We start from the raw sequence: 15653 nt of genomic DNA on the forward strand, positions 1-15653 counted from the left end.
AATAACAATAAACTTCTAGGGAACGTTATGAAAAAGACTCCATTTAAGCTCAGCATCAGCGCGCTTATGGTCGCCAGTGCACCAGCACTTACAGGCTGTAATGATGACACTGCGAGCACTAAAACAACGACTGCTGAAGTCAAAACAAGCCAAGTAACCGCACAAGATGCCGCTAAATTTATCGCCGATACTGAAAAAGAATTAAGCGCGCTTTATTTAGAAGCAAGCCGTGCTGAGTGGATTTATGCCAACTTCATCACCCATGATACTGCTGAACTATCTGCTGAAGTAAATCGCAAAATGACAGAAGCTGTGGTTCGTCTTGCTAATGAAGCCGCAAAGTTCGATAGTTTAGAGCTTGATTACGATGCACGTCGTAAACTCGATAAACTTAAACTCGCACTTACCTTACCTGCACCACAAGATGCTGAAAAAACAGCTAAGCTCTCACAATTAGTGGCTGAGCTAGGGGGTATTTATGGTAAAGGTAAATACTGTAAAGAAGATGGTAGCTGTTTAAGCCTTGGCGAGATGACTGCTAAAATGGCAACGAGCCGTGATTACAATGAATTGCTTGATTTATGGCAAGGTTGGCGTCAAGTTTCAAAACCTATGCGCCCGCTTTATGAGCAACAAGTTGCACTCACCAATGAAGGTGCAAAAGAGCTAGGTTATGCAGATACAGGTGCTATGTGGCGTAGTAAATACGACATGCCAGCCGATGATTTTGCGAAAGAACTTGACCGCATTTGGGGCCAAGTTAAACCGCTATATGATTCATTACATTGTCATGTTCGTGCCAAGCTAGGTGAAAAATATGGCGAAGATAAAGTCCCACAAGACCAGCCTATCCCTGCACACCTACTAGGTAATATGTGGGCCCAAACGTGGGGTAACATTTACGATGTTGTTGCACCAGAAAATGCCGATCCTGGTTATGACGTAACAGAACTATTAGCTGAGCACGATTACGACGAACTTAAAATGGTACGTGGTGCTGAGAAGTTCTTCACCTCAATGGGTTTTGCGCCATTGCCAGATACCTTCTATGAGCGCTCGCTATTCACTAAACCGCAAGACCGTGACGTACAATGTCATGCATCTGCATGGAATATTGATAGCAAAGACGACCTACGTATTAAGATGTGTATTCAACGTACAGGTGAAGAGTTCTCTGTTATTCACCATGAACTAGGGCATAACTTCTACCAACGCGCCTACAACACACAGCCTATTTATTATCAAGAAAGTGCGAACGATGGTTTCCACGAAGCGATTGGTGACACCATTGCACTTTCTGTAACGCCAGGTTATTTAAAAGAAATTGGTTTATTAGACGACGTGCCTGATGAATCTAAAGATATGGACCTGTTAATGAAAATGGCATTAGACAAAGTAGCATTTATCCCATTTGGTTTATTAGTAGACCAATGGCGCTGGAAAGTTTTCTCAGGTGAAGTAACGCCAGAGAACTACAACAAAGCATGGTGGGAATTACGTGAAAAATACCAAGGTGTACAAGCGCCAATCGCACGTAGCGAAGCAGACTTCGATCCAGGTGCTAAGTATCACGTACCAGGCAACACGCCTTACACACGTTATTTCTTAGCGCACATTTTACAATTCGACTTCCACAGAAGTTTATGTGAAATTGCCGGTAACGAAGAAGCGATTCACCGTTGTTCTGTATACAACTCTGCTGAGGCTGGTGAAAAACTAAATGCTATGTTAGAAATGGGCTCAAGCCGCCCATGGCAAGAAGCACTTGCGACAATCACTGGTAAAGAAGAAATGGATGCAACAGCAATCTTAGATTACTTTGCACCGTTACAAAAATACCTTGATGAGCAAAATGAAGGCCGCCAGTGCGGTTGGTAATGATAAAAACGAAAAAGCCCGCATAATGCGGGCTTTTTTATATCATCAAATTAATGATTAAAACTGTAAGCTTAGGTTTGCAAAGTATGCATCGTAATCTGAGTCATCCCAGTTGTTTGCATAACCAGCTTTTAAACCAACGTTTTTGTTAAAGAAGTGCTGAGCACCAAAGCTGTAGTCATCTTCTTTATTAAACGTTACAAATACTGATGTTGCTTTAGAGAAGTAGTAGTTAGAACCTAGTTCCCAAGAGCTACCACTATCATCAGTATCAGCAATTGTACCTTCAATCGTTAGGTAATTACCTTGTTGAAGATCCATAAAGTATTTAGCGCTAACCGCACGATAATCAAACTCGTCGTCTGCAGTGAACGTGAAACCTAAGTAATCAGTGCTGTTAATTTGATGATTGTACTTAAGGTCGAACATTACATAGTTATCACCATCTTCAACGTCAGTGAAAGTCGCTTTTAGAAGAAGGTTAGGGTTAAAGAAGTAACCCGCAGACACATTGAATAAATCAGTGTCTGAACCGTAATCGTAATTGCTGTAACCCGCACCGATTACAAAATCTTGTACGAAGTACTCACCGCCGATGTTAGTCACATCACCAAAGTCATCATCTGCGTACGAGCCAAACACGTTAGTTGTTCTGTTGATGTATTCAAACTGGTCGTATGGACCCATCGTTTTCTTTGGTGCGAAGTAATAAGTTGAATCAACACTTACAGTGTCGTTGCCATCGGTGTCCTTGTATCCTAAATGGCTGATTGATTGGTAACTATCCGCAGCAGTCGCGGCAGTTGACAGAAGCATACTCGAAATAATAACTGCTAACTTTTTCATAAACAGATTTCCCTATTAACATTGTTTCATTGCTGTTGAAAACTAGCCTGATGGCTAAGTTGGGCACATGCTAACGTCAGAAAACTGAATGGAAACTTAACTAAGCGTTTGTTTTTACTTGATTAATTGTAATAAAGTGTCGGTAAATGTAAAGAAAAAGTTGGCCAAAACTTTCATCTTTTAGCCAGCTTTTAATAAAAAAACAAGATTTGTCAGTACCTTATAAAGCAAATTGACTTATAATTCTATAAACCTCATTAATGTTATCTCCTGCTTTAAAGTCTTTACTGATTGGCGTTGGATCTGAACCAACCCAAATTTTCAGTTCAGCATCTAGGTCAAAATGCCCGGCACTTTCTTTACTAAACTTAGTAATTTTTGAGTAAGCAATACTCAGCATTTCAACTTTAGAACCGGTAACACCTTGTTTATCTATGATAATTAATCTTTTATTAGTAAAGATGAACATATCACGAATAACTTTATAGGCTTTTTGAACTGTTTCACCATCAATCAATGTATTAGCAAGCAGCTCTTCTAAGTCGTCGTTATCGACTTCACTTGCATTACCCATTAATCCACTTAATAGACCCATAACTAGCTCTCCTTATGAAAAATTTGATTTTCGAGTGTGTGACCATTTACCAGTTGACGATACTGCCAACCTTGCTGATAACAAAATTGTAGAAGATTGATGTCAAAAGGCTCAGCGGTTTTCTCAAACTCAATCACATATTCTTTTGCTTGGCTCATATAAACATGATGTACATGGGCAAGACCAGCAAGCTTTGCTTCTACATCATCATAGTGTTGATTTAACTGCAGCGTAATAAAGTGTTTATTATCTTGCGTGCTAGAACGGGCTTGATGCTCACTTAACACCCCTTTATCGAGGTGTAAAACTTGTGAGCATAAACGCTCAAGCTCAGTTAAGTCATGGGAGCTTAAAATAAATGTTGCTTCGTTACTTAAAGAACTTACCAGCTCCCTTACCTCACGAGCATGAATTGGATCAAGGCCTGCAGTTGCTTCATCAAGCATCACTATTTCAGGTGAGCCAATTAATGCCTGTGCAATCGTCACTCGCTTACGCATACCATGAGAAAGATCATCTGGTCGTTGCTTAGCCACTTCTGATAAACCAACGAGCTCTAAAACACGAGCCGTTTCTTTTTTACGAACCGCACCACTGAGCCCTTGTAATTGACCATAAAAGTTAAGTTGATGCGCAATACTAAAACGAGGATCAAGCTGGGCATCTTGCGGTAACGCGGTTAGCTTACCAAATAACGCCGCACTACCTGGGGTATACCCCATTACCGATAGCTTTCCTGAGCTAGGTAAAATATAGCCACATAACAAACTGAATAACGTTGTTTTACCTGCACCATTAGGACCAACTAGCGCTACCGGCGCCCCTTTGTTTATCTCAAAGCTAACGTTATCGAGCGCTCGCTTAGCCCCGTAGTTTTTTGACAAGCCTTGTGCTTGAATTAAAACGGTCATAATGAGCTCCTTGCAAAAATTCGTTCACCAGCAACCAGTAGCACTGCCGTTTGTAAAAGTGGTAAACCAAGAGCCAGTGTCACACCTGCACGTTGACCTGCCATTAAATCAAGTTGATAGCCCGGAAATATGTAATTTAAAACCTCAAATGCAGGCCATTGCCATGTTAGTAAGCCAATCACAATATTACCGCCAGCAAAAAACAAAATAGCCAAAACAAACGCAAGACGCGATGAACGGGCAAATGTATTTAAAAAGCTCATCAAGGCAATAAATGGCATAACTGCAACAAGCAAATAAAATAACAACATAAAGCTTCGCGATAAGCCAGAAAGCAGTAAACTTGGCTCACGATAGCCAAGCATTGCAACCGTTGCCATCAAGGTAACAAACAACAATGCAGCTAAAATGAGTAGCTGCCCCAAAAAGCGGCCAATAATAATTTCTGAACGAGTAGCTCTAAGTGATAAAAAGCGTAACGTACCTCGCTGTCTGTCGCCCACTGTTTGGTCACTACATAAAAACAAACAAAAGCTTGGGAAACTAAATAAGGCAACCAGCCAATAAACGGCAAGTTCAGATTCAGGCCAATCAAGTAATTTACTGATGCCAATGGCGCCAAATGCTTGCCTTGCAAAGTCGGCAAAATCAGGTGAGCTAATCAAGGTCACAGATTGGGCAATGGGATAGCGTAAAATAAGTAGCCAACAAATGGCAAAAGCGGCAACCGCCAACAAACCACGTTTGGTCAGAAATAGTCGTACCAGCTCAAATTGGGCAATTTGTGCAAGGCGTTTAGGATGTAACTGCGTCACTCATAATCCTTAATGAATTTTATTATTAGAATTACACTAAGTTGAAACAGCTTGAATTACCAGAAAAAAAAGACCCGACAAGCGGGTCTTATGTAACAAAGTATAAACTTTTAACCTAGAGGTGGCTTTCGTACACTGCAAGCGCTTGGTCAAGATCGGCTAGTAAATCAGCCACATCTTCAAGACCAATGTGTAGCCTTATTACCGGGCCTTGTGACCAACCTGTTTCAGAGCGAAGCCCTTTCATGCTCAGGTTTGCCGTGACCAAGCTCTCATAGCCGCCCCAAGAAAAGCCCATTTTAAAATGGTGCAGGCTATCTAAAAACGCATCAATTGCTTGTTGATTACCCTGCTTCATTACAAATGAAAATAAGCCGTTGCTGCCATCAAAGTCTCGTTTAAAGAACTCATGACCCGGGCACGTTGCAAAAGCGGGATGGCGAATATGATCAACCAATGGGTGTGTTTCAAGCCATTTAGCCACTTCGATGGCAGCTTGTTCATGCTGTTTTAAACGCACAGCCATAGTACGCAGACCACGTAGCGCTAAATAAGCATCATCTGCAGAGGTGCATTGCCCTAGTAGGTATGAATTTTCTCGAAGGGTTGGCCAATACTTTTTATTAGCGACCGCCACACCCATCATCACATCAGAGTGACCAACAATGTATTTTGTCGCTGCTTGAATACTAATATCTACGCCATGCTCAAGCGGTCTAAAATGCAGACCATTACCCCAGGTGTTATCTAGCATGGTCATTACACCCCGCTCATTAGCCTTAGCAACCATGGCTGGCACATCTTGTACTTCCATAGTGATTGAGCCTGGTGATTCTAAAAACAATACGCGAGTGTTATCTTTGATAAGCTCATTAATTCCTGCGCCAATTCCCGGTGGGTAATAGGTTGTTTCAATACCTAATCCAGCCAGTATTTTGTCGCAAAAATCACGGGTTGGCTCGTAAGCGGTATCCACCATTAAAATATGATCGCCTGTTTTTACAAACGATAGCAGCGCATTGCTTATTGCAGCCGCACCTGATGGATATAGCGCACATCCTTCGCCGCCTTCAAGTTCAGCAATTGCTTCTTGCAGAGCAAAATGTGTCGTCGTACCGCGACGGCCATAAAATAACGTTTTGTCGCCCCGTTTCTTCGCCGCTGCTTTTAAATCAGCCACTGAATCGAATACCACTGTTGATGCACGTTGCACCACAGGGTTCACAACCCCTTGTGTATATGCTTTTTTACGCCCTGCAGAGACGATTTGGGTATTTTTATTTGTCTTTGTCATAATTTGTCCAAGCTGTGCTTTACAGGTTGCGCCAGTGCTCAACCAAAAATCGAGAAATAGAATCTTGTCGGGTTAGTTTAAGGTGACTGCCCTGCTCATGCCATTGGCCGAATTCATTAAGTTCAGCACGGCTAAACCATCTCGCATCGTCTAACTCGTCTTTATCTACCTGAATATCTTCTGAAACCGCTGTGGCCATAAAGCCAAACATGATTGATGATGGAAATGGCCAAGGCTGTGACGCGATATATTGAATATCTGTCACCGCAACACCGGCTTCTTCCATGACTTCGCGGGCAACGGCCTGCTCTAGTGTTTCACCTGGGTCAACAAAACCAGCAAGAGTTGAAAAAACACCGTCAGGCCAGCTTGCTTGACGGCCTAGTAAGCAGCGCTCAACTCCATCTGAAAAGGTTTTAGTCACGATCATAATCACCGCAGGATCGGTTCGCGGAAAAGTTTGATGCTGGCAAGTTTGGTTCTCACATAAACGTGAATGCCCTGCTTCAACCATGTTATTTTCATGACCACAACGACCACAAAAACGGTGCGTTGCGTGCCAAAAACACAAGCCCCTTGCCAGTGCGGCAATCGAGCCTTGTTTTAGCTCAACTTGTGGGCCTAACTTGCGAATATCAACAAATTCAGCGCCATTAAGCATAGGCTCAATGAGTGAGTCTGGAACATGGCTGACATCTAAAGCAAAATGCGCCACATCATCGTCGTCTAAACCCAATAAAATGCCTTTTGATAAATCGAGATGATCCACTTGAGATAAGCGTAAATAACAAACTTCAGGACTGTCTTTAACAAATAAACTTTGATTGTTATTGACCAATAACCAGCGACTCTGAGAATTCATTTGAGCCTTTAACCACTTTGGATCTTTACGGCGATTTGATGCACGATCCAATGGCATTTGAGAGTAATTCAGCATGGCGTTCCTTGAAAATAGTTTACTCGCTAAAACTACCATAAGCGGATAATAAACCCAATTTATTACAGGCATAAAAAAAGCCCAAACTGGGCTTTTTTATTCTCTCTCACAATTTTACAAGGTCGCTAGATGCGCTTGTAGTTTTTGGTTCTCAGCTTCAATATGCTGATAGAACTCTAAATCTTCTAATTTACTCGCGGCAGCTTTATCAATGATGATCACCGCATCTTTATGAAGTTGCAGTGCTGAAGCTGGGCATTTAGCCATTAACGGGCCTTCTACCATGGCATGAACGGCATCCGCTTTACTTGCACCCGTTGCTAAAAGCACAACTTTTTTGGCTTCTAAAATAGTACCAATGCCCATAGTGATTGATAAATGCGGTTGATATTCGCCTTCTGCAAAAAATCGTGCATTGTCTTCAATCGTCGCTTTCGTCAGTGTTTTTACACGGGTGCGTGATGTCAAACCTGATGAAGGTTCGTTAAAACCGATGTGACCATTACGATAATACCAAGTAGTTGTACGTCAACACCACCAGCCGCTGTGATTTTTTGCTCATATTCAGTACAAGCAATAAGCGGATTTACTGCATCACCCGGCGGTACATGGGTGTTTTGTTTGTCGATATCAACATGGTTAAACAGCTGCTCATTCATAAAGTAACGGTAACTTTGAGGATGCTCGCCAGTTAAACCTAAGTATTCGTCTAAGTTAAATGTTGTCGCTTGGCTAAACGAAATATCGCCAGCTTTATTTTTTTCGATCAGTTGTTGGTACAAAGCAACAGGTGTTGAACCTGTGGCAAGACCGAGTACCGAGGCTGGTTTTTTTAGTAATTGTTTAGCAAAGATGTTGGCACCATACGCTGCAACTTGGGCTGCATCATCAAGAATCACTATTTGCATATCGATTAGCTCTAATTATAAGTTGGAAAAAAATGGGACCTAAAACCCAACCCCACGTGCAATCGAGCTGGGTTTTAGATCAAACCACTGCCAGGATACGATGCAGTAGCTACAACCATTATGACAACGCTGTCATTATCACTTCTAGTTTTATCTTTGTAAAGTAAAAGTGAATAAAAAATTACTCTTTCTGTTAGTGTTTAATAATTATCAAACACTAACAAAGATCTTACGGCGATACATCCAATGCAACACCAGCATTTGTACTGCTAATAATGCAATTACCGCCATCAGGGGTTGCCATGCCGCTGGCACAGCTCGAACCACCCCACCAAATACGCTTTGGCTTACATAACCCCAATTCACTAGACTTGACGCTAAATAAATAATAATCGAGTTTGCACCTATGATCACAAATGGATACGCAGCGCGTTGCCCCGGTAAAATATCCACCAGTGCATAAAATACGGCGAGCAATATGGCACTCCAGCCAACGGTTACAAGCACAAATGAGCTAGTCCAAAGTTCTTTATTTACTGGGAACTGTAAATCCCATAACCAGCCTAAGCATACACTTACCACACCTGCGGCGAACAATAAGGCGGTCATTTTCCACTCGCCAATTTGCTGAGCACGTGCCACTAATTGACCTGCAAACACACCCATTAATGCATTAACTATCGCAGGGATATTCGACAACACACCTTCTGGGTCTACTACACGGTTTTGATAACTAATCCCCGGCAGTAAGTGTGCATCAAACCATGCATTCCAACTCCCTGCTGCTGAAAGGTCACCAGCACTGCCACCCGGCACTGGAACAAAACAAAGTAGTAACCAATAACCCACTAAAATAGCCGCAGCGGTAATAATTTGTGTTCGTAAACCAGTATGCCAAACCAACATTGCACAGAAGAACCACGCAATAGCGATGCGATCAAGCACACTGGCATAGCGAATTTCATCTAACGCCATCGGCATCCCTGTGCCCCAGCCGTGGTTATACAAAATACCTAATAAACACAATAGTAAAAGACGTTTACCCGCCTTACGGTAATACACTTTGCGCTCATCAAACGGTAAATGGTCAATGCGTTTCGGGGCTAACCCCATCGCAACACCCGATAAGAATATAAACAATGGGAAAATCAGATCGTAAAATGTGAAGCCATGCCAAACGCTGTGCACTGTGTGTGCTTCAAAAACTTTCCAGCCAGTCCAGCCAGTTAAAACGAAGAGCGCTGCGAATAGTGACTGTCCGCCTAATATCCAGAACATATCCATGCCGCGCAGTGCATCCAGCGATGCCAAACGTTTTCTTGTTGGTTGTATTGTTGTCATTGTATTACCTTAAATAGAAAAAGCCCCGCGATACAACGGCGGGGTTTTTACCAGGGAAGCTTGTTATAGCGCTTTTCCAGCAATAAAGGTGGCTTGTACATTTTGCTGTGCGTCTAACACCACAAAGTCAGCGTCAAACCCGCTCAGTAAGCGACCTTTTTTATGTAAACCTAAATATTGTGCAGGATAAAGTGATGCCATACGTAAACTCTCAGCAAGGCTAACATCCAATGTGTTCACTGTGTTGCGCACCGCACTTGCCATATCAAGTACGCTGCCTGCTAATTCACCGGTCGTTGAATTTAATCGGTCGCCAGTACGAATAACTTTACGGCCATCAAAGAAATCAAACTCCATGTCATCAGTCCCCACAGGTGGCATTGCATCTGTGACTAACATAATTTTTCCGCGCTGTTTGGTACGAATTGCTAATTTAGCTGATGATGGGTGTATATGGTGACCATCAACAATTAAACCGCACCAGCTGTTATCATCCCAAAGTGCAGCACCAACAACACCCGGCTCTCGTGATGTAAATGCTGACATGGCATTAAATAAGTGGGTAAAACCATCAGCCCCTGCAGCAAGTGCAGCATTGGTGGTTGCAAAGTCTGCATTGGTGTGGCCAATTGATACTTTTACACCACACTCAACCAAGCGCGCGATATTATCAGCACTGACATTTTCAGGTGCTAAGGTAACCATTTTAATGCCTAAGTCTTGGCGGGCATAAATTGCAAATTCTTGCTCTGTAATAGGGCGAATAAATTGCTCGCTGTGGGTGCCTTTTTTCCCTAAGGAAAGGTGCGGTCCTTCGAAGTGCACACCCATTACGCCCGGAACACCTTCAGCAATTGCTTGTGCAGTGGCATCGGCCGCTTTTGCCATGACTTCGATTTTGTCGGTAATCAGCGTTGGCATAATCGCTGTTGAACCAAACTGACCATGTGCTTTGGCTATTCTATCTAAGCAATCTGGCGTTTGCTCAGCGTTAAAAAACGCCCCGCCACCGCCATTTACTTGTACATCAATAAAGCCGGGTGCCACTAAACCCGTTAGTTTAACGGCATTAGCATCTGCTTCAACATGCTTAAACACACCATTGTCGACGCTAAAATATACGTCAGATAAAAATTCGTCACCGGTAAACAATGAACTCGCATGATAAATCGTCATTACAAACTTACCTCTTGGTTTTGTTCAAGCACAGATTGCTGAGCAAAATACACAGCGCCCATTTCCGGTGGTTGAATAGGAGATTCAACGCGTTTCGCAATATCCTCTGCAAGCCACTTATTTAATGGCTCAGCTAAGCCACCAATCATAGATAAGCGTGGCGGGTTATTCTCTAATAAACGCTGAGCTAATTTACTGACGTAATCAGCACCCTCTTTAACAATCGAAACCGCAACTTTGTCATTGTTATTGGCTGCTTCAAATACATAGCGGGCTAATTTGGCAAAACTACTCGAAGGCTGACCAGACATTTTTTCAACAATCGCCATCGCATTGTCAGCTGCAAAATGCTCGGTGATCACGTTAGTCAGATTTGTTGCTTCGCCTATAGTCATCAAGGTCTAGTAATGTCGCTTTTATTGCTTCAAGACCCATCCAGGCGCCACTGCCTTTATCTCCCAGAGCAAAACCATGACCGCCAAAGTTAGTTGTGCGACCATTTACACATGAGAAACCACATGAGCCAGTACCTGTGATGATCACCGCACCATCACTCCCTTCGTGTGCGCCGATACAGGCTGTATGTAAGTCAGTAGTGAGGAACATTTGTTTGAATGGATGCTCCCATTCCATAATCTTGTCGTACAAACTTGGTAGGTTTACACCGGCTAAACCCAAGCCGGCATAAAGCTGGTGAACGGTTTCAAGCGCTAAACCCGCATCACGAAGTGCTAATTGTGTTGAGACCATAATTGATTCGAGAGTACGTTCCAAACCATGTAATGGATTTGCAGGACCACCTAGGCCAGTTCCTAATACACCTTGTTTAACAGAGTAGATAGTTGCGCGACATTTCGTTCCGCCACCATCGATACCAATAAACAATTGGTCCTCATTCACACTCTTCGCCATCATTTAACGACCCCTAGCCTTCATTTAGTTTTTGTCTAAATCGCATTATTTTTCTTATCAGAATGCGAAATCATCTCAACCTTTGTTGATTTAATGTTACACAACAAATGACAGCGTTGTCATTATATTTTTTATAAAAATTCGTATAACTTTCATATTTATTTTTAATTTATTGAATTAAAACGCTTTATTTAACAGACAAGAAAATTAGAAACCACATCAACAATGTCCTATAACACCTTTATTTATGCTTTTTTGCATAATTTAGTGCGTTGTGCGTGACTATTCCTTTATTTATCATCAAGTGTAGCTAATGTTAGCTTAGCTGAAATAATACTTTAGTTAAACATTTTATTTTTATAGGAATATTTTTTTACCTTGATAGTAGCAGTGAATCATCAATACAATGAAATTCAGCGGCGGCTTGCTTTAAAATATCTGCGGTGAGGTGCTCTGCTCCATAGACATCACACGGTAGCTGATACTTATTCGCTAAGTGACCAAGTAATAAGGCAAAATCACCATCACCCGAAAGCAATACCAATTTATCGAGCTGCTTGGCATGCTCTAGCATATCAATGGTAATGCCAACATCCCAATCCCCTTTTGCACTGCCATCTTTGCGCTGAATAAAAGGTTTCAGTTTTACCTCAAAACCAATTGCGCGCAGAATATTTTGAAACTGCGATTGCTTTTCATCGCCCCGATATATTGCATACGCAATGGCGCAATCAATTTGGTAGCGTTCGCTCATTTGTGCCCAAAAGGCATTGTAGTCAAAGTTTTTCTTGTAGCTTTCTCTACAGGTGTAATAAATGTTTTGTACATCTACAAAGATACCGACTTTTGGCTTATCAACTGCTGACATAAATTTTCTGTTTTTAGTGATTTGTGTTCACTGTAGCATATCTAGGTTGATATTTACGAAAAAGTAACCTAAATTGGTTACATAAAACAAAGTAACCAAATTTGGTTACTTATTGCGATGTAACTAAATTAAGTTACTTAATCTAAGGGATCATAATGATTGCGGTGATCAGCGGTGATTTAATTAAATCACAAAAAATTCCACAGCAAGAATACGACGCCATGCTTTATCAGCTTGATCAAAGCTTGCGCTTTGTTGCTAAGCGCTTTAATGCAAGCTTTACCATTTACCGTGGCGATGCATTGCAAGTACAGCTAACAGAGCCTGAGCTTGTATGTCATGCAGCCATCTTGTTGTATTTGCAAATGAAGGCAGCCAATTACGAGCTGCGACAAAGCTTGGCTATTGGCTCACTCGATAACCCCCGCGCCGATATTAAAACAGCCACAGGCAGTGCTTATACCTTATCTGGCCGTGGTTTAGATAATATGAGCCAGCAACGCTTAGTGTTAAATATTGAAAATAACGCCCTTGAAGAAGGCTTTGCGCTTAATATTGCGCTTGTTGAAGTGTTGCTTGAAAAAATGAGTCAAAAGCAGGCTAATGCCCTGTTTTATTACTTAACCGCCGAGAACAACAGCCATGCAGAGCTTGCCAAAGAGCTTTATACGAGCCGAGAGAATGTCACTAAGTTACTCAACCTAGCCCATTATCAACTTATCGAGCGCTTTATAAATTATAGCCAAACCACACTCAAAGGATTGTTATGACCAGTTTTGCTCTACTACTCACCGCGTTAGTACTGGGCCACTTACTTGCTGACTTTTATTGGCAGCCAATGAGCTGGGTGCACGATAGAAACAACCGTCACTTTCGTGCCAGTAAGCTCTATTTGCACGTATTGACGCATGGTGTGACCTCTTTAGCCGTGCTAATACTGTGGGAATACACCTACGGCTGGCAAGAGTTCTCTCGTGTACTGATAGCAGCTGGTGCGATTATGCTAAGCCACTATGTCATTGACTTGGCAAAGTCATATTCAAATAAAGGCGTAGTGCCGTTTTTACTCGATCAGTTGGCACATCTTGTTGTGATTGTAATACTGAGCGTTTGGCTTAGTGATAAGAATGAATTTTATAGCTTAGCGTGGCAAAAGCTGATTGCCCTCGATACCTTGTATGTTATTGCAGCTTATTTGTTGGTGCTCAACCCAAGCTCTGTGTTTATTCGCATGATGCTGGAGAAAATCAATATTCAGATAAACAATGAAGGCAGTATTCCTGCTGCGGGGCATTTTATAGGCTTACTCGAGCGAGTGTTGATGTTGAGCTTTATCTTGCTAGGTGAATACGGCGGTGTGGGCTTTCTGCTAGCGGCCAAGTCTATCTTTCGATTTGGTGATTTAAAAGAAAGTAGCGAAAAACAACTCACTGAATATGTCATGCTGGGCACTTTATTAAGTGTCACCGTGACACTCTTTATTGGTGTCGCCACCTTATATTGCATTAAACTCATTTAAAACAAAAAACGCGCAATTGCGCGTTTTTTGTTTTTACTGCTATTAACTATCCGCAGCGGGCTTACGTCTTGGGCGAGATGGCCCCGATACACGCTGACGATTACCCGCAGGTTTATTACCTGCTGGTTTAGTGTTATTCGATTTATTCCCGTTGTTAGCACCTTTTTGGTTTTGCCCTTGCTCTTTACCCTTACCCTGCCACTTACCTTGTGAAGGTCGCTTTTGCGATTTAGGTTTTGGCTTTTGTGCAGATTTTGCTGCACCTTGACCATCTTGAGCTGGTGCTTTTGGCTTTTTCGGTTTCTTTGGTTTTTTCGGCTTGATTGGACGCGTATCTAGTGGCTTTTCAGCAACTGGTTTGCTTGGCTCAAAGCCTGCTTCGGTTGCACGCGGAATAAGCTCACCAATAAATCGCTCAATACCATATAAATCGTCAGCATCATCTGCTGTTACAAACGAAATAGCATGGCCCGATGCACCCGCTCGGCCTGTACGGCCAATACGGTGTACGTAATCTTCATAAATATTCGGTAAATCGTAGTTAACAACGTGCGGTAGCTCAACAATATCAAGACCACGGGCAACGATATCGGTTGCAACTAGTACGCGCACTTCACCGGATTTAAAGCCTTCGAGCGCTTTAACGCGAGCGCCTTGCGATTTATTCCCGTGAATGGCAGCGCCGACAATATCATCGCGTTCAAGCTGCTTAACTAAACGGTTCGCACCATGCTTGGTACGGCAAAATACTAATACTTGTTGCCAATCATTAGTACGGATCAAATGACTAAGTAATGCTGTTTTACGTGATTTATCTAGCGCATAAACAGATTGAGCAACCGTTTTAGCTGTGGTGTTTTTTGCCGCGACTGAAATTTCAACGGGGTCGTTAATGAGCCCTTTTGCAAGTTCACGAATTTCATCAGAGAAAGTCGCTGAGAACATTAAGTTTTGACGTTTAGCAGGCAATTTAGCAATGATACGTTTGATGTCATGAATAAAGCCCATATCAAGCATACGGTCGGCTTCATCAAGGATCAGCACTTCTAAATCATCAAACTTAACAGCATTTTGATTGTGTAGATCTAATAAACGACCAGGTGTGGCCACTAAAATATCAACACCTTTACGAAGGCGCATCATTTGTGGGTTAATTTTAACGCCACCATAAACAACAAATGAGCTAACATTTGAATGCTTAGCATATTGCTCAACATTTTCGCTTACTTGTAGAGCCAACTCGCGAGTTGGAGCCAATACTAATGCGCGTACTTTATTGCCACCCGCTTTAGGTCCTTTGACAAACGCTCAATTAACGGCAGTGTAAAACCTGCTGTTTTACCTGTACCAGTTTGCGCTGCGGCCATAACATCACGGCCTTCAATGATCGCAGGGATAGCTTGTGATTGAATAGGCGTTGGTGCTTCATAGCCCTTTTCTAAAACTGCATTTACTAAAGCTGGTGATAAACCTAACCCATCAAAACTCATACTATCTCTCTTTAAAAATTTCAGCCGATTCGGCGAAGTGCGCGCATTATACCTAGGATAGTCAATAATGCATGGAATTATTTGCAAACTAGCACTTAATAGCGAACTGAGCAGCCTAATTTCAGGCATAAAAAAAGCGGCTCAAATGCCGCTTTGTCTTATA

The 15653-nt window shown here is 42.2% G+C and carries 12 protein-coding genes and 3 pseudogenes; 3 read left to right on the forward strand and 12 right to left on the reverse strand.

Features of this window, described 5'->3' with window-relative positions; genetic code table 11:
• Positions 1–27 precede the first annotated feature (27 nt).
• Positions 28–1878, forward strand: coding sequence for a M2 family metallopeptidase (locus tag ACRWSG_RS02095; protein ID WP_462165486.1), 1851 nt, complete (start codon positions 28–30; stop codon positions 1876–1878).
• 57 nt (positions 1879–1935) lie between these two features.
• On the opposite strand, the gene ACRWSG_RS02100 is transcribed toward ACRWSG_RS02095, so the two are convergent.
• The 11 genes and pseudogenes from ACRWSG_RS02100 to ACRWSG_RS02150 form a co-directional block, all read right to left on the reverse strand.
• Complete coding sequence (locus ACRWSG_RS02100; protein ID WP_054551566.1) at positions 1936–2724, reverse strand: putative porin; 789 nt, start codon at positions 2722–2724, stop codon at positions 1936–1938.
• A gap of 220 nt (positions 2725–2944) precedes the next feature.
• A complete protein-coding gene (locus ACRWSG_RS02105) occupies positions 2945–3319 on the reverse strand; it encodes a PH domain-containing protein (protein WP_054551567.1) in 375 nt (124 codons plus the stop codon).
• Positions 3320–3321: 2 nt separating this feature from the next.
• Positions 3322–4230 (reverse strand): ABC transporter ATP-binding protein, encoded by a 909-nt coding sequence (locus tag ACRWSG_RS02110; RefSeq protein WP_054551568.1) that lies wholly within the window; start codon positions 4228–4230, stop codon positions 3322–3324.
• The gene (locus ACRWSG_RS02115; RefSeq protein ID WP_199530112.1) at positions 4227–5045 is read right to left on the reverse strand and encodes an ABC transporter permease; all 819 of its coding nucleotides are present in this window, start codon (positions 5043–5045) and stop codon (positions 4227–4229) included. The genes ACRWSG_RS02110 and ACRWSG_RS02115 overlap by 4 nt, the downstream gene beginning before the upstream one ends.
• A 115-nt stretch (positions 5046–5160) precedes the next feature.
• Complete coding sequence (locus ACRWSG_RS02120) at positions 5161–6339, reverse strand: cystathionine beta-lyase (protein WP_339981425.1); 1179 nt, start codon at positions 6337–6339, stop codon at positions 5161–5163.
• A 19-nt stretch (positions 6340–6358) separates the two neighbouring features.
• Complete coding sequence (nudC, locus tag ACRWSG_RS02125) at positions 6359–7276, reverse strand: NAD(+) diphosphatase (RefSeq protein WP_138601666.1); 918 nt, start codon at positions 7274–7276, stop codon at positions 6359–6361.
• A gap of 114 nt (positions 7277–7390) precedes the next feature.
• A pseudogene (gene nagB, locus ACRWSG_RS02130) lies at positions 7391–8184 on the reverse strand (glucosamine-6-phosphate deaminase).
• 210 nt (positions 8185–8394) lie between these two features.
• Positions 8395–9525 carry a transmembrane glucosamine N-acetyltransferase NagX gene (gene nagX / locus ACRWSG_RS02135; RefSeq protein WP_462165487.1) on the reverse strand — a complete coding sequence of 377 codons (1131 nt, stop codon included), beginning with the start codon at positions 9523–9525 and terminating at the stop codon, positions 8395–8397.
• 63 nt (positions 9526–9588) lie between these two features.
• The gene (gene nagA, locus ACRWSG_RS02140) at positions 9589–10701 is read right to left on the reverse strand and encodes an N-acetylglucosamine-6-phosphate deacetylase (RefSeq protein ID WP_462165488.1); all 1113 of its coding nucleotides are present in this window, start codon (positions 10699–10701) and stop codon (positions 9589–9591) included.
• Positions 10701–11616, reverse strand: a pseudogene (gene nagK, locus ACRWSG_RS02145) (N-acetylglucosamine kinase). Before nagK ends, nagA begins: the two are co-directional and overlap by 1 nt.
• 370 nt (positions 11617–11986) lie before the next feature.
• Positions 11987–12481, reverse strand: a complete 495-nt coding sequence (locus ACRWSG_RS02150) for a LabA-like NYN domain-containing protein (RefSeq protein WP_138601674.1) — start codon at positions 12479–12481, stop codon at positions 11987–11989.
• Between the two features lie 155 nt (positions 12482–12636).
• On the opposite strand from ACRWSG_RS02150, the gene ACRWSG_RS02155 reads away from it, so the two are divergent.
• Together ACRWSG_RS02155 and ACRWSG_RS02160 are read left to right on the forward strand one after the other, a co-directional pair.
• Positions 12637–13251 (forward strand): hypothetical protein, encoded by a 615-nt coding sequence (locus ACRWSG_RS02155; protein ID WP_462165489.1) that lies wholly within the window; start codon positions 12637–12639, stop codon positions 13249–13251.
• On the forward strand, positions 13248–14000 hold the full coding sequence (locus tag ACRWSG_RS02160; protein WP_462165490.1) for a DUF3307 domain-containing protein: 753 nt from the start codon (positions 13248–13250) through the stop codon (positions 13998–14000). The genes ACRWSG_RS02155 and ACRWSG_RS02160 overlap by 4 nt, the downstream gene beginning before the upstream one ends.
• A gap of 42 nt (positions 14001–14042) precedes the next feature.
• Here the strand turns inward: ACRWSG_RS02160 and ACRWSG_RS02165 are convergent.
• A pseudogene (locus ACRWSG_RS02165) lies at positions 14043–15490 on the reverse strand (DEAD/DEAH box helicase).
• Positions 15491–15653: the final 163 nt, after the last annotated feature.

The organism is Pseudoalteromonas sp. GB43, assembly GCF_054923805.1.

Coding starts and splice junctions, on each gene's coding strand:
- ACRWSG_RS02095 (WP_462165486.1), top strand. CDS start 28: ATGAAAAAGACTCCATTTAAGCTCAGCATCAGCGCGCTTATGGTCGCC.
- ACRWSG_RS02100 (WP_054551566.1), bottom strand. CDS start 2,724: ATGAAAAAGTTAGCAGTTATTATTTCGAGTATGCTTCTGTCAACTGCC.
- ACRWSG_RS02105 (WP_054551567.1), bottom strand. CDS start 3,319: ATGGGTCTATTAAGTGGATTAATGGGTAATGCAAGTGAAGTCGATAAC.
- ACRWSG_RS02110 (WP_054551568.1), bottom strand. CDS start 4,230: ATGACCGTTTTAATTCAAGCACAAGGCTTGTCAAAAAACTACGGGGCT.
- ACRWSG_RS02120 (WP_339981425.1), bottom strand. CDS start 6,339: ATGACAAAGACAAATAAAAATACCCAAATCGTCTCTGCAGGGCGTAAA.
- nudC (WP_138601666.1), bottom strand. CDS start 7,276: ATGCTGAATTACTCTCAAATGCCATTGGATCGTGCATCAAATCGCCGT.
- nagX (WP_462165487.1), bottom strand. CDS start 9,525: ATGACAACAATACAACCAACAAGAAAACGTTTGGCATCGCTGGATGCA.
- nagA (WP_462165488.1), bottom strand. CDS start 10,701: ATGACGATTTATCATGCGAGTTCATTGTTTACCGGTGACGAATTTTTA.
- ACRWSG_RS02150 (WP_138601674.1), bottom strand. CDS start 12,481: ATGTCAGCAGTTGATAAGCCAAAAGTCGGTATCTTTGTAGATGTACAA.
- ACRWSG_RS02155 (WP_462165489.1), top strand. CDS start 12,637: ATGATTGCGGTGATCAGCGGTGATTTAATTAAATCACAAAAAATTCCA.
- ACRWSG_RS02160 (WP_462165490.1), top strand. CDS start 13,248: ATGACCAGTTTTGCTCTACTACTCACCGCGTTAGTACTGGGCCACTTA.